General features: G+C 64.2%; 14 protein-coding genes and 1 pseudogene. 5 read left to right on the top strand and 10 right to left on the bottom strand.

What is annotated here, in order from left to right; genetic code table 11:
* Positions 1-244 precede the first annotated feature (244 nt).
* From BEN49_RS03960 to BEN49_RS03955, 3 genes and pseudogenes are all read right to left on the bottom strand, one after another.
* Positions 245-655, bottom strand: a complete 411-nt coding sequence (locus BEN49_RS03960; RefSeq protein WP_070741074.1) for a response regulator — start codon at positions 653-655, stop codon at positions 245-247.
* Between the two features lie 59 nt (positions 656-714).
* Entirely contained in the window at positions 715-1,077 is a 363-nt protein-coding gene (locus BEN49_RS30770; protein ID WP_369073200.1) for a sensor histidine kinase, read from the bottom strand.
* Between the two features lie 178 nt (positions 1,078-1,255).
* A pseudogene (locus BEN49_RS03955) lies at positions 1,256-2,284 on the bottom strand (CHASE3 domain-containing protein); the annotation flags it as partial.
* A 69-nt stretch (positions 2,285-2,353) separates the two neighbouring features.
* Between BEN49_RS03955 and BEN49_RS29215 the strand changes: the two are divergent.
* Both BEN49_RS29215 and BEN49_RS03950 read left to right on the top strand, forming a co-directional pair.
* Positions 2,354-2,752, top strand: a complete 399-nt coding sequence (locus BEN49_RS29215) for a hypothetical protein (protein WP_239691807.1) — start codon at positions 2,354-2,356, stop codon at positions 2,750-2,752.
* Complete coding sequence (locus BEN49_RS03950; RefSeq protein ID WP_317040386.1) at positions 2,665-3,183, top strand: TrmH family RNA methyltransferase; 519 nt, start codon at positions 2,665-2,667, stop codon at positions 3,181-3,183. The genes BEN49_RS29215 and BEN49_RS03950 overlap by 88 nt, the downstream gene beginning before the upstream one ends.
* Positions 3,184-3,257: 74 nt before the next feature.
* Here BEN49_RS03950 and galB read toward each other — a convergent pair whose 3' ends face one another.
* The 6 genes from galB to typA form a co-directional block, all read right to left on the bottom strand.
* On the bottom strand, positions 3,258-5,735 hold the full coding sequence (gene galB / locus BEN49_RS03945; RefSeq protein ID WP_070741068.1) for a beta-galactosidase GalB: 2,478 nt from the start codon (positions 5,733-5,735) through the stop codon (positions 3,258-3,260).
* Positions 5,736-5,789: 54 nt separating this feature from the next.
* A complete protein-coding gene (cynS, locus tag BEN49_RS03940; protein ID WP_070741065.1) occupies positions 5,790-6,233 on the bottom strand; it encodes a cyanase in 444 nt (147 codons plus the stop codon).
* A 113-nt stretch (positions 6,234-6,346) separates the two neighbouring features.
* Positions 6,347-6,862, bottom strand: coding sequence for a DUF6630 family protein (locus tag BEN49_RS03935; protein ID WP_070741062.1), 516 nt, complete (start codon positions 6,860-6,862; stop codon positions 6,347-6,349).
* 39 nt (positions 6,863-6,901) lie between these two features.
* On the bottom strand, positions 6,902-7,384 hold the full coding sequence (locus BEN49_RS03930; protein ID WP_070741059.1) for a PIN domain-containing protein: 483 nt from the start codon (positions 7,382-7,384) through the stop codon (positions 6,902-6,904).
* A gap of 3 nt (positions 7,385-7,387) precedes the next feature.
* Complete coding sequence (locus BEN49_RS03925; protein ID WP_083325744.1) at positions 7,388-8,167, bottom strand: hypothetical protein; 780 nt, start codon at positions 8,165-8,167, stop codon at positions 7,388-7,390.
* A gap of 180 nt (positions 8,168-8,347) precedes the next feature.
* The gene (typA, locus tag BEN49_RS03920) at positions 8,348-10,159 is read right to left on the bottom strand and encodes a translational GTPase TypA (RefSeq protein WP_070741057.1); all 1,812 of its coding nucleotides are present in this window, start codon (positions 10,157-10,159) and stop codon (positions 8,348-8,350) included.
* A 240-nt stretch (positions 10,160-10,399) separates the two neighbouring features.
* On the opposite strand from typA, the gene msrB reads away from it, so the two are divergent.
* From msrB to BEN49_RS03905, 3 genes are all read left to right on the top strand, one after another.
* On the top strand, positions 10,400-10,951 hold the full coding sequence (gene msrB, locus BEN49_RS03915; RefSeq protein WP_070741055.1) for a peptide-methionine (R)-S-oxide reductase MsrB: 552 nt from the start codon (positions 10,400-10,402) through the stop codon (positions 10,949-10,951).
* Between the two features lie 154 nt (positions 10,952-11,105).
* Positions 11,106-11,894: a DUF3050 domain-containing protein gene (locus BEN49_RS03910; RefSeq protein WP_070741076.1), complete on the top strand. Its 789-nt coding sequence runs from the start codon at positions 11,106-11,108 to the stop codon at positions 11,892-11,894.
* A gap of 85 nt (positions 11,895-11,979) precedes the next feature.
* Positions 11,980-12,327 carry a hypothetical protein gene (locus BEN49_RS03905; protein ID WP_070741052.1) on the top strand — a complete coding sequence of 116 codons (348 nt, stop codon included), beginning with the start codon at positions 11,980-11,982 and terminating at the stop codon, positions 12,325-12,327.
* Positions 12,328-12,414: 87 nt separating this feature from the next.
* Here BEN49_RS03905 and BEN49_RS27570 read toward each other — a convergent pair.
* A partial coding sequence (locus tag BEN49_RS27570; protein WP_204376047.1) for a hypothetical protein occupies positions 12,415-12,703 on the bottom strand: 289 nt, incomplete at its 5' end.

Below are 12,703 nucleotides of genomic sequence, written 5' to 3'. Positions count from 1 at the left end.
GGGCGCGGGGCGGGGGCCGCGGTGGGCGGGGCCCCCAGCTGGCGCGGGCCGTCGTCTTGGGCGTGGGCCCGGGCGGTAGCGCCCAGCACCAGTATCGTAGCGAAGAAAACCGGAAGTTTCATGTGGCAAGAAGCAAAAGAAATGCGAGCGGCTGGGGCCCCGGGAATTTCTGGCCGGGCCCCACCGGGCAAACCGCGGCCCCCGGCCGGAAATTCCCGGGGCCCCCGAGCCAAGGCGGCCGGTCTTATTTAAGCAGGTGCTCCAGCAGGCTCAGGCTATCGATGAGGTCGGGGCTGGTTTCGAAGTCGAGGGGCTTGAGGATGTAGCCGTGCACGCCCAGGGCTTCGGTGGCGGTGCGGTCGGTATCCATGCTCGAAGTGGTGGTGACGAACACCGGAATGTCGCGCAGTTCGGGGTCGGCGCGCAGCTCGGCCAGAAACTCGGCGCCGTTCATGCGGGGCATGTTCAGGTCGAGCAGGATGACCTCGGGCAGGGGCCGCAGGGCGGTTTGGCCCTGGCGGCCCAGCAGCAGGTCGAGGGCTTCCTCGCCGTTGAAGGCCGTGTGCAGGGTGTGCGGCACGCTGAAGCGGGCGAATGACTTCTGCGCCGTCATTGTGTCAAAAATATCGTCTTCAATCAGCAGTACGGAGCGCATGGCGGAGAAATTTTAGGGAAAGAAAAAGCCAGACAATGGGGCCCCGATGAACCCGCAGGCTAGGGCAGGAGCACCGGCGCCGGCCGAAGCGTTGCACCGGGCCCTGGCGGCTGCGCGGCCGGCGCGGAGGCTTCGGCTTCCTTGGGCCAGGTAAAAATAAACGTTGCGCCCTCCCCCCGCGCCGATTCCACGCGCACGCTACCGGGCTGCTCCTCCACCAGCTTCTTCACAATGCTAAGGCCGATGCCGGTGCTTTCGGCCGCGGAGTGGCGCTCGCGCAGGGTCTGGAAAAGCTGAAAAATCTTGTGGTGGTGGGCCGGGGCGATGCCGGGGCCGTCGTCGGCCACCGCAAATTCGTAGTGGCCGCCCGCGTCGCGGCAGTGCACCGCAATGCGGCCCCCGGGGCCCTCGTGGTGCTTCACGGCGTTGTCGAGCAGGTTGGTGAACACTTGCTGCAAGCCCTGGCGGTCGGTGCAGAAGGTGGGCAGGCCGGGGGGCAGCTCCAGCACGAAGCCGGGCGGCACCACCAGCTCGGCGGCTTCGCGCAGCAGCGCCCCACGTCGGTGGGGGCCAGCAGGCGGGCCACGCGCCGGCCCGGGCGTAGGCCAGCAGGCCGCTGATGAGGCCTTCGAGGCGGCCCAGGCGGCCCTTCACCTGGTCGAAGTACGTGCGCACTTCGGGCGAAAACTCGGCCGCGTGCTCCTCATCGAGCCACTTCACCAGCGTGGCAATGCCGCGCAGCGGGGCCCGCAGGTCGTGCGAGGCCACGTAGGCAAACTGGTCCAGTTCGCGGTTGCGCAGGGCTAGGGCCTCAAAGCTCTGGTCGAGGCTCTGGGTCATTTGGTTGAGCAGGGTGGCCAGGTTGCCCAGGCCGTCGGCGGCGGCATCGGCAATCTTCACCGTGTAGTCGCCCCGCACCACCTGCTCGGCCAGGTCGCGGATGGCGCCGATGCGCCGGGCCACGTCGGCGTTCACGGCGGCCAGCTCGGCTTGCAGGCGGCGGTTGTCGCGCAGCTCGCGGGTGATGCGCGCCAGCAGCCAGCCCACCACCACCAGGGCCAGGATGCCCGCGGCGCCCACCACCCGCGGCGCGGTGCGCTCAAACATCGATTGCGAGGCGCTGCGCTGGTTCAGCAGCCGCAATTCTTCGTCCTTCACCCGCCGGAAAATGGTGCGCGCCGCCCGCATCGTCAGCCGGTCGGTATTGAGCGCCGTCAGCAGGTCGGCGTGGCTGAGGGAAGCGTCGGGGTTGGCCAGGGGCCGCAGCACCCGGAACTCCAGGTCCACCATGGCCCGCAGCGAATCGAGGCGCTCCTGCTGGGTGGGGTGGCCCTGCGAGAGCCGCCGCACGCCCGCCTGGAGGCGCGGCAGCTGAGCCACGGCCTTGTGGTAAGGGTGCAGAAAGGCCGTGTCGCCGGTGAGGCGGTAGCCCCGCACGCCGGCCTGGGCGTCGCGCAGCACGGCGTTCACGGCGTCGGTTTCCTGAATCGTCTGGTAAGTGCGCTGCACCTGCTCGGTTTGCTGCTGCAAGCCCCGGATGCTGAGCTGGGCCGCCGCACCGCTCAGCAGCAGCACCGCCAGGGCCCCGGCAAAGCCTAGGGCAAACTTGGTGTCGGGGCGAAGGGACATGCAAACGGGGCCGGGCGGAAAAGAGCCCGCCGGTGGGCCCAGGGCGAAGGTACGCCGTACCTTCGCGCCATGCCGTTTGCCTCGCTCGACCGCCTCAGCAGCCTCCAGAACCCCCGCGTGAAGGCCCTGGCCCGCCTCCAGCAAAAAGCCGCCGAGCGCCGCGCCCAGGGCCTCACCCTGGTCGAGGGCCTGCGCGAGCTCACCATTGCCGTGGGCGCGGGCGTGGCGGTGGCCGCCCTTTATACTTGCCCCGAGCTGGCCGGCGCGGCCACCGCCGGGGCCCTGCAAAACCTGTTTGCCGCCGAGGCCGGCGGCCCGAGTGGCTGGAGCTCACGCGCCCGGTGTTCGAAAAGCTGGCCTACCGCGAGGGCTCCGACGGCGTGCTGGCCGTACTGCACACGCCGGCCCGTACCCTGGCCACGCTGCACCTGCCGCCCAACCCGCTGGTGCTGGTGCTGGAAGCCGTAGAGAAGCCCGGCAACCTCGGAGCCATCCTGCGCACCGCCGACGCCGCGCCGGTCGACGCCGTGCTCATCGGCGACGCGCGCACCGATTTGTTCAACCCCAACGCCATCCGGGCCAGCATCGGCTGCGTGTTCACGGTGCCGCTGGTGGCCGCGCCGATGGCCGACATCCTGGCGTTTCTAAAGGAAAAGAGCGTGCGCACCTACGCCGCCGCCCTCACGCCCCGGGCCCATGCCTACACCGAATGCAACTTCCGGGGCCCCACCGCCCTGGTGCTCGGCACCGAGGCCGACGGCCTCACGCCCGCCGCCCAGGCCGCCTGCGACGACACCATCATCATCCCCATGATGGGCCGCATCGACTCGCTCAACGTGAGCGTGGCCGGCGCCGTGCTGGCTTTTGAGGCCGTGCGCCAGCGCCAGGCCGGGGCCTAAGAAACTGTTTCCGCAGACGCAGAACTGCCGCGCTGGGGCCCAGCGCGGCAGTTCTGCGTCTGCGGAAAGAAAGCTTATTGCGCGGCCGCGCTCGTCTTTAGCTCAATCTCCCCGCTCTTCAGGCCCGCGCCGGTGGCCTTGAGGCGCAGGGCCCCGGCCTTGTTGCTGGCTTGCACGATGGCCATTACCTGGCCGCTGAAGGCCTTCATCTGGGGCTTCTGGAAGGGTTCGAGGTTGGTGGCGTCGCCGTTGCCCACGGCGCGGAAGGTGCCGGCGCCGCTCACGGCAAACTTCAGCTCGTTGGTGGCGTTAGGGCAGAGGTTGCCCTGGGCGTCTTCCACGCGGGCCGTGACGTAGGCCAGGTCCTGGCCGTCGGCGGCGAGGGCGGGGCGGTCGGCCACCAGGCGGATGTGGTCGGGCTTGCCGGCCGTCTGCACGGTTTCTTCGGCCACGGCCTTGCCCTGGGCGTCGTAGGCCACCACTTTTAGGGCCCCGGGGGCGTACTTCACGTCCTTCCACATAAGGCGGTAGCGCGTCTGGGGCTGGTCGGAGGGCCCCTTGGTTTGCCGGCCCTGGCTCTGGCCGTTCACAAACAGCTCGGCCGATGGGTAGTTGGTGTAGCAATACACCGGCGTCACCTGGCCCTCGCGGCCGGGCCACGTCCAGTGGGGCAGCAGGTGCAGGGTGGCCTGGGTGGTGTTCCAGCGGGCGCGGTACAGGTAGTAGCGGTCCTTGGGCATGGTGGCCAGGTCGATGATGCCGAAGTAGGAGCTGTGCGAAGGCCACTTCTCGTCGTAGGGCGTGGGCTCGCCGAGGTAGTCAAAGCCCGTCCACACAAACTCGCCGATGACGAAGTTCAAGTCGTCCTGCTTCACAAATTCCTCGTCCGGCGTCTGCGACCACACGCAGGCCTCCAAGTCGTAGGACGACGACTGGTTGTCGGGGTACATCTTCTGCTTGGCCAGCACCGCCGGGAATTTATACACCCCCCGGCTGCTCACGGTGGAAGCCGTTTCGGTGCCCAGAATAAAGCCCTGTGGCAGTTTCTCGTTGGCCTTCTCGTACTGGTTGGGCTTGTAGTTGAAGCCGGCAATGTCGAGCACCGAGGCAAAGTTATTGCTGATGGCCGCGTCGATGCGGTCCATGCCGGCCGTCACGGGGCGCGTGGGGTCCTCGCGGTGCACAATGTCTTGCAGGCGCTTGGCGATTTTGCCGCCACCGGGCGCGCTCTGGTCGGGCACCTCGTTGCCGATGCTCCACATAATCACCGAGGGGTGGTTGCGGTCGCGGTGCACCATGTTCACCAGGTCCTTCTCGCTCCAGGCGTCGAAATACTGGCTGTAGCCGTTCTTCACCTTGGGCGTCTTCCATTCGTCAAACGACTCCACCATCAGCATAAAGCCCATTTCGTCGCACAAACTCACCAGCTCCGGGGCGGGCATGTTGTGCGAGGTGCGGATGGCGTCGCAGCCCATGTCCTTGAGCAGCGTGAGCTGCCGGCGCAGGGCGGCCGTGTTGATGGCCGCGCCCAGGGGCCCCAGGTCGTGGTGGTTACACACGCCCTTGAACTTGCGCGGCTGCCCGTTCAGCGAGAAGCCCTTGCCGGCTTCAAACTTGAACGAGCGGATGCCGAAGCGCGTGGTGTAGGTGTCCTTCAGCGCGTCGCCGGCGTACAGCTTCGACGAGGCCGTGTACAAAACCGGCGTTTCGGGGGCCCATAATTTGGGCTGGGGCACCACCAGGTTTTGCTCGAATTCCAGCCCGTCGGTGGCCGCCAGGGGCGTGCTCGTGGTGGCCACCACCTGGCCCGCCGCGTCGCGGATTTCCGTGTCGAGCCGCAGCGGCTGGAAGTCCCCCGTGGGCGTGGCCACCGTGGTGCGCAGCTTCACCTTGGCAAACTCGGCCGTGATGGTGGGCGTGGTCAGGTAGGTGCCCCACACCGGAATGTGTACGTCGTCGGTCACGATGAGGTGCACATTGCGGTAGAGGCCAGCGCCGGGGTACCAGCGCGAGGCCTCGGGCTGGTTCTGGAGCCGCACGGCCAGCACGTCGCCGCCGCCGGGGTTCAGAAAAGAGGTGATGTCGAACGAAAACGAGTTGTAGCCATAGGGCCAGAAGCCCACTTCCTTGCCGTTCACAAACACGTGGGCGTTGCTCATGGCCCCGTCGAAGAGTAGCACCGCCCGCTGGCCGGCCCCGAACTTGGGCACCGCCAGCCGCCGCCGGTACCAGCCCGTGCCGATGAACGGCAGCCCGCCCGTGCGGCCCGATTTCTGGGTGGCTTTGGCCTCGTTGTTCTGCTCAATCTTCACCTCCTGAAGGTCGTTGTTGCCGTTGAAGGGCCCCGCAATGGCCCAGTCGTGGGGCACGCGCACCGTCTGCCACTTCGCGTCTTTGAAGGCCGGATTGGCGGCCCCGGGCACATCGCCCTTACTGAATTTCCAGTTGGTGTCGAGCAGGTATTCGTGCCGGGATTGGGCGGTGGCGGGGCGGGCGGCCAGCAGCAGTAGGGCGGCGGCCAGGAACTTCAGGGGGAGGGCAGGGCGGGGCATGGGAAGCAGGGTTTGGCCCGAAAGCTACGGCCCGCTCCCCGGTCGCGGCACCGTTTAGTAGGATTTGTACGGCAAAAACTTGCCACTCATCACCACGTGCACCCGGTCGCCGTTAGCGTGGGGCTCGCGGGTGATGTCCATCGAAAAGTCAATGGCGCTCATGATGCCGTCGCCAAACTCTTCACCAATCAGCTCCTTAATGGTGAGGCCGTACACGTTCACCAGCTCGTACCAGCGGTAGATGAGCGGGTCGGTGGGCACGGCCGTGGGCAGTGAGCCTTTGTAAGGCACAATTTGGAGCCAGGCCGTTTCCTCGTCGTCGAGGCCAAACACGCGCTTGGCCACGGCGGCCTGGTCGGCGGTCAGCTTCATCTGGCCGAGCAGGGCGGCGGTGGCGTACTCCTTGCTTAGGCCCATCTGCTGGGCGACGTCGGCCCAGCGCAGGCCGTCCTTTACCTTGGCGGCAATAATTTTTTCGGTGACGGTGGCGCGGTCCATAGTGGTAAGGAAAAGGGGCGTGAAGTGAAAAAACCGGCCCCGCCAGTGCTGGGGCCGGTTTCTCAACCAGCAGCGCAGGGCCTTGTTTAAGGCCCCCAGCAACGGCTTTTGCGCTAATACACCGTCACGCCAAAGCCTAGGGTGTCGGCCTGCTGGCGCACGGCCTCCGCCTGCGCATCGGCCACAATGCCCAGCGGAAACACGTCGCTATCGAGCGTGAACAGCACCAGGGCCTGGCCCAGCGCCTCCAGCGCGTCCTGCGCGGCGTCGAGCTGCTCGGGGCCCGCGCCGCGGCGGCCGGCCAGGGCCCCGGGGGCCAGGGCCAGCCCCTGGCCCTGCTGCGCCAGGATTTCGTTGAGTGCTTCCGCCAGCTCGGCCGAGGTGTCCTGCTCGTCGCTCTCCCAGGCCAGGTCTTCGGCCAGCAGCGTGTCGAGCAGGGCCACGTCGCGCAGCTCCTGGGCGGGCAGGGCCCCCGCCATGCCCCGCTCGGCCAGCTCCTCGGCAAACTCTATTTGGTAAGCCTCCGGGTCGGTGAGCACCAGGGCCAGCCGGGCCGTGGCCCGCGCGGCGGCGGCGGCGTTGGCGCCGGTGAAGTGTTGAACGAATTGGTGCAGCGGGGTGGGGCTCATGGTAATTGTAAGCGGCAGGTATGTACAGCCTTTAGCTAATCAAAAGCCAAGCGTGCCGAATACCTCCGTATGAGGGGTTTTTAAATCCACAAATTGAAAGCGTGGGTTTTGACCTGTTTGCCGCAAAAGGGTATGCACTTTACCGCTTTCTGAGTCAGAGGTTAAGTAATAACCGATTGAAGCCTCACTATCGGCTTGGGCAAACAGCTTGGTATCGTTGGGAATAATATTGCGGTTTAAAAGCAGGTTGCGCCCTTTGCTTGCGAATACTGCCGCCGCAAACTCTCCTGCTCGCACCGCATGAACAACATTGAACGGCAAAACCCGGAGGTTTTTTAGTGGCAGCTGGTCCAAAGCGCCAAGCACGCAAAACTCCGCGATGCTCACCGTAGAAATCAGCATTGGGTACTGTTCCTGCTGAAAATATCGAAAGTAGCCTTCTGCTTGTCGCGCCAAAGGATCACTCGGGTTGAGTAGCCTGATGAAAAAGCTGGTTTCGAGCAGTACACTTTTATTCAACATTCCTTAATCAGCATAGCCTCGTAGTTCCCGTAGCCAGGCATCTGCATCCAGCGGCCAGTCGTTTTTCGTGGCTTTGCGCCGCAGGGTCGCCAGATACTGCTCCTCATAACGGCTCTCATAGTCAATCATCTCAATGAAATGCAGATTGTTGCGATTCACTTCGCCCGTCTGTGCATCCTGCTGGCCAGTAGCCCGCATCCCATAGTCGCGGTAAAGAGGATTGCCTTCAATTCGTTTCAACTCTTCCTTGGTGGCTTGCAATACTACCGTGCCTGCTTCGGCGGTTTGCAAATGGATGTTGGGCCGGGTCGAACCACCCATGTCCGTGATGCGGCCATAAAAGTAAAATTCCGCGTCAACCCAGGTCACTGCTGTGCGCTCGTAATGAGTCGTGGCATCAATTACCAAGGTGCTTGCGTCAGCTAGCGAGGTTTTTATCGCAAATTGAAAGTCGTGCTGCCGAGCTTCAGCTTGGAAATACTCTATTGCTTTCGCCGTGTCAGGTTGTAAAAAATCGAGGTCGCCCTGCGTTTGCACTGCCTGCAAAATAGCGTTGAACCCAATAACTGTCTGTAGCGCCGTAGTTAGCAGATGCCGCACCGAGCCTTCCTTGATTTCGTAGGAAACTAATGGCCGATCCCGCTTCGGACCTCCAAATAGCAGGCCTTCTACGTGCTGTAGGGTGGCCAGCACCGCCTTTACGTCATACGTAGCCGGCGACAAGGCAAAAGCCCCCTGTCGGCCACTAATATGAATCTCGATTTGACCAGTTTTTTCCAGCATTGCTCAAACGCGCCTAAAACGCACTGTAATGATACCACTCCGATGGCACTGGTTGGGAAACGTACTTTCTACCACGCGCGTTTCTCTTCCTATTTAAATGAAAAAAGGGCGCGACCAAAGCCGCGCCCTCTCTCAAAAAATAATCAGTGAAATCACGGTTGATCCGCGAAAATCAGTGGTTTACTCGGCCGTTTTGGCGTAGCGCAGGCGCTCGTTCTCGTCGAGCAGAATCTTGCGCATCCGGATCGACTTCGGCGTCACTTCCAGGTACTCATCCTTCTGGATGTATTCCATGGCTTCTTCCAGCGAAAACTGGCGCTTGGGCACAATCTTGGCGTTGTCGTCGGTGCCCGACGCGCGCATGTTGGTCAGCTTCTTGCCCTTCTGGATGTTCACGGTCAAGTCGTTCGGGCGGGTGTGCTCGCCAATAACCTGGCCGCTGTACACTTCCTCGCCCGGGTCGACGAAGAACGAGCCGCGGTCCTGCAACTTGTCAATCGTGTAGGCGGTGCCGGGGCCCGTCTCCAACGAAATCAGCGAGCCGGCGATGCGGCCGGGGATGGGGCCCTTGTGCTCTTCGTAGTCCACGAAGCGGTGGTTCATGATGGCCTCGCCGCCGGTGGCGGTCAGCACGTTGTTGCGCAGGCCAATCAGGCCGCGCGACGGAATGGTGAATTCCAAGTGCTGCAAGTCGCCCTTGGGCTCCATGATGGTCATTTCGCCCTTGCGCATGCTCACCAGCTCAATCACTTTGCCGGCCGATTCCTCGGGCACGTCCACCACCAGCAATTCGATGGGCTCGGTGCGCTTGCCTTTCTCGTCCTCTTTGAACAGCACCTGGGGCTGGCCCACTTGCAGCTCGTAGCCTTCGCGGCGCATGGTTTCAATCAGTACCGACAAGTGCAGGATGCCGCGGCCGAACACGAGGAAGGTATCCTCCTTGTCGGTGGTTTCCACGCGCAGGGCGAGGTTTTTCTCGGTTTCCTTGAACAGGCGGTCGCGCAGGTGGCGCGAGGTCACGAACTTGCCTTCTTTGCCGAAGAACGGCGAGTTGTTGATGGTGAACAGCATGTTCATCGTCGGCTCGTCGATGCTGATGCGCGCCAATTGCTCGGGGTTGTCGGCGTCGGCCAGCGTATCACCGATGTCGAAGCCTTCGATGCCCGACACGGCGCAGATTTCGCCGCTGCTCACTTCGTCCACTTTCACGCGGCCGAGGCCTTCAAACACGTGCAGCTCGCGGATTTTTACTTTCTTGATGCTACCGTCGGCCTTCATCAGGCTCATGTTGGCACCTTCCTTCAGCGTGCCGCGGTGCACACGGCCGATGGCGATGCGGCCCACGAACGACGAGTAGTCGAGCGAGGTAATCTGCATCTGGGGCGTGCCTTCCAGGGTCGGCGCGGGCGGAATCGAGGAGATAACCGCGTCGAGCAGCGGAATCAGGTTGTCGGTCTTCACTTTCCAGTCGGTGCTCATCCAGCCCTGCTTCGAGGAGCCGTACAAAGTCACGAAATCAAGCTGGTCTTCCGAAGCGCCGAGGTTGAACATCAGATCGAACACCTGCTCGTGCACCTCGTCGGGGCGGCAGTTCTCTTTGTCTACTTTGTTCACCACCACAATGGGCTTCAGGCCCAGGTCGATGGCTTTGCCCAGCACGAAGCGGGTCTGCGGCATGGCGCCTTCAAAGGCGTCCACGAGTAGCAGCACGCCGTCGGCTAGCTTCAACACGCGCTCTACCTCGCCGCCAAAGTCGGCGTGACCGGGGGTGTCGATGATGTTGATTTTGGTGCCGTTGTAGCGTACCGATACGTTTTTGGAAACGATGGTAATGCCACGCTCGCGCTCCAGGGGGTTGTCGTCGAGAATCAGGTCGTCGAAGTGCTGGTGCGCGTCGAAAATCTTGGATGCGTGGATAATCTTATCCACCAGAGTAGTCTTGCCGTGGTCAACGTGAGCGATGATGGCAATGTTCCGAATGTTGTTGGCCATATGGGTTGTTTTTGCGGGTGCAAAGGTACGTACAAAAAGGCGCAAAGCCTCGTGGTAATCAAGTCTTAACCCCTGGCCGCCGCGGCGCGCAGCTGCGCAGCCAAGCGCGTCGCCCTAAATCGGTTAGGTGGGGTGTAAGGTTCCCGGCCGGTTGGCGTCTACCCTGCCGACCGAACTAGGGCCCAGCTCCGTATGTTGACTGGTTCAAGCATCATTCCTTAAGATTAATCTCCTCTTTCTATGCGCTCCGCCTTATTGTCTTTCGTCATTTCCGCCCTTACGCTCAACGTGGCCTGTTCTCAGCAGCAGCCCGGTACCTTGGCTTTGGCCACGCCCAAGGGCCAAACGGCGGCTCCTGGCACCTACCCCAAGCCGGCCGCCTTCACGGGCAAGCCCGGCGAGTTCCCCGTCCAAAAAACCAACGCCGAGTGGCGCAAGCAGCTCACGCCCGATCAGTACTACATCCTGCGGGAAGAGGGTACCGAGCGGCCGTTCACGGGCAAATACTACGACAACCACGCCGCCGGCACCTACTACTGCGCCGCCGACCACAACCTGCTGTTTACCTCTGCTACCAAGTTTGAGTCGGGCACCGGCTGGCCCAGCTTTTGGGCCCCGGCCAACAGCGCCAGCCTGAAGGTGAAGTCGGACGAAAGCTTCGGCATGAGCCGCGACGAGATTGTGTGCGCCAAGTGCGGCGGCCACCTCGGCCACGTGTTCAGCGACGGCCCCAAGCCCACCGGCGAGCGGTACTGCATGGACGGCAACGCCTTGGTGTTTGAGAAGAAATAGGTTTTTGAGTTGTTCCTTGTAGCTCGCCGTGAAAGCTGTTTTTGCCCGCTGCGCAGGGGCGGCTTTTGCGCGGGCCAGCCGGGGCCCCGGCAAACAATCTGGGGCCCCGGTGGGATGTTAAAACCCTGACTTACTCTTCTATTCACTGATGTTTATGTCGCCCACTTCCAACACCACCGAGGCCCTGCAAGCGGGCCTGCTGCCTACCCGCCAGCGCCTGCTGGTCCACGGCCTCTACCAGCAAATTCAGTCCCTCGACGACCTGCGGCTGTTCATGTCGCACCACGTGTTTGCGGTGTGGGATTTCATGTCGTTGCTGAAAGCCTTGCAGCGCGAGCTGACCTGCGTGACGCTGCCCTGGTACCCCACGGCCAACCCCGCCACGCGCCGCCTCATCAACGAGATTGTGCTGGAGGAGGAGTCGGACATAGACCCCCAGGGGCGACCCACCAGCCACTTCGAGCTGTACCTGCAAGCCATGCGCGCGTGCGGGGCCGACACCGCGCCCGCCGAGCGGCTGCTGGCCGCGCTGGCTACCGGCCAGTCGGTAGCCGCCGCCCTAGAGGCCGCCGGGGCCCCCGCCTCGGTGCAGCAGTTCGTGAACACTACGTTCGACATCATTGGCGCTGGGCAGCCGCACGCAGTGGCCGCCGCCTTCACCTACGGCCGCGAAGACCTGATTCCCGACATGTTCCGGCAGCTAGTGGGGCGCTTGCAAAAGCAGTTCCCGGGCCAGCTCGACACGTTTATTTACTACCTCGACCGCCACATTCAGCTCGATGAGGAGGTGCACACGCCCCTGGCCCAGCAGATGGTGCGCGAGCTGTGCGCCGACGATTCGCAGCGTTGGCAAGCTGCGCAAAACGTGGCCCAGCGCAGCCTGGAGGCCCGCCTGGCCCTGTGGGACGGCGTGCTGGAAGCCATGGCTCCGGTGGCCGCATAGCCGGGCCCCAACCCCGGGGCCCTGCCCCGCGTTTGAAGCAACGGCCGCCCGCACCTGGGCGGCCGTTTTGCATCGTCCCGGAATTATGAAACTACTTCGACTACTTGCGGCCCTGGGCGCGGCCGCCGGCCTGGGGGCCTGCACCGCTACTGAGCAAACCTCCGAGCTGGCCTCGCCCCGCGTCACGCCCACCGTCGTGAACTCCGACGCCGACCGCCGCGCCATCTACAACAGCAACGGCGGCTATAACACCCCGGGTGGGGCCGTGCCCGACGCCACGCTCGGCCGCGTGCGCCTGGGCGAGCAGGCTGCCGACATCAACTCCCGCAAGCGCATCGAAACCTTGGGCACCAACTCGGCCAACACCACCACGCCCGAAACCCGCATCCGCCGCATTCGCTACGAGGGCGACACGCTGGGCCTCCAGCCCTAGCCCCGTTGGGGCCCGCCCGCCAAAAAGCCGGCCCGCCGCTCCCCAAGGGAAGCAGCGGGCCGGCTTTTTGGCGGCAATGCCAGGGGCTTACGCGCTAACCTCGCCGGTGCTGGCGCTGTCCGACGAGTTGAGCAGGTCTGTGGTTTCGGGCTCGGGGGCCGTGGTGGCGGGCGCGGCCTGTTCGGCGCGGGGCTTGGGGCCCCGCTTGGCGCCGGTGGCCGGTGTGCCGGGCTTGGGCCCCCGCTTCTTGGGAGCGGGCGTGGCGGCAGCTTTCGTCGTGCGCTTGGCAGCGGGGGCAGCTGGAGCAGCTGGAGCGGCTACGGTGGCGGCGGGCTTGGGGCCCCGCTTTTGGGTGGCGGGCGCGGACGGGTGCGGC

Source organism: Hymenobacter coccineus (assembly GCF_001816125.1).
Classification (GTDB): Bacteria; Bacteroidota; Bacteroidia; order Cytophagales; family Hymenobacteraceae; genus Hymenobacter; species Hymenobacter coccineus.
The sequence above is the reverse complement of the archived record's forward strand: the minus strand, read 5'-3'. Positions and strand labels throughout refer to the sequence as shown.

Bases quoted from the DNA above. Each gene is read 5' to 3' on its own strand.
- BEN49_RS03910 (WP_070741076.1), top strand. From the start codon at position 11,106: ATGTCGCCCACTTCCAACACCACCGAGGCCCTGCAAGCGGGCCTGCTG.
- galB (WP_070741068.1), bottom strand. From the start codon at position 5,735: ATGCCCCGCCCTGCCCTCCCCCTGAAGTTCCTGGCCGCCGCCCTACTG.
- BEN49_RS03930 (WP_070741059.1), bottom strand. From the start codon at position 7,384: ATGTTGAATAAAAGTGTACTGCTCGAAACCAGCTTTTTCATCAGGCTA.
- BEN49_RS03905 (WP_070741052.1), top strand. From the start codon at position 11,980: ATGAAACTACTTCGACTACTTGCGGCCCTGGGCGCGGCCGCCGGCCTG.
- typA (WP_070741057.1), bottom strand. From the start codon at position 10,159: ATGGCCAACAACATTCGGAACATTGCCATCATCGCTCACGTTGACCAC.
- msrB (WP_070741055.1), top strand. From the start codon at position 10,400: ATGCGCTCCGCCTTATTGTCTTTCGTCATTTCCGCCCTTACGCTCAAC.
- BEN49_RS03935 (WP_070741062.1), bottom strand. From the start codon at position 6,862: ATGAGCCCCACCCCGCTGCACCAATTCGTTCAACACTTCACCGGCGCC.
- BEN49_RS03960 (WP_070741074.1), bottom strand. From the start codon at position 655: ATGCGCTCCGTACTGCTGATTGAAGACGATATTTTTGACACAATGACG.
- cynS (WP_070741065.1), bottom strand. From the start codon at position 6,233: ATGGACCGCGCCACCGTCACCGAAAAAATTATTGCCGCCAAGGTAAAG.
- BEN49_RS29215 (WP_239691807.1), top strand. From the start codon at position 2,354: ATGCCGTTTGCCTCGCTCGACCGCCTCAGCAGCCTCCAGAACCCCCGC.
- BEN49_RS03925 (WP_083325744.1), bottom strand. From the start codon at position 8,167: ATGCTGGAAAAAACTGGTCAAATCGAGATTCATATTAGTGGCCGACAG.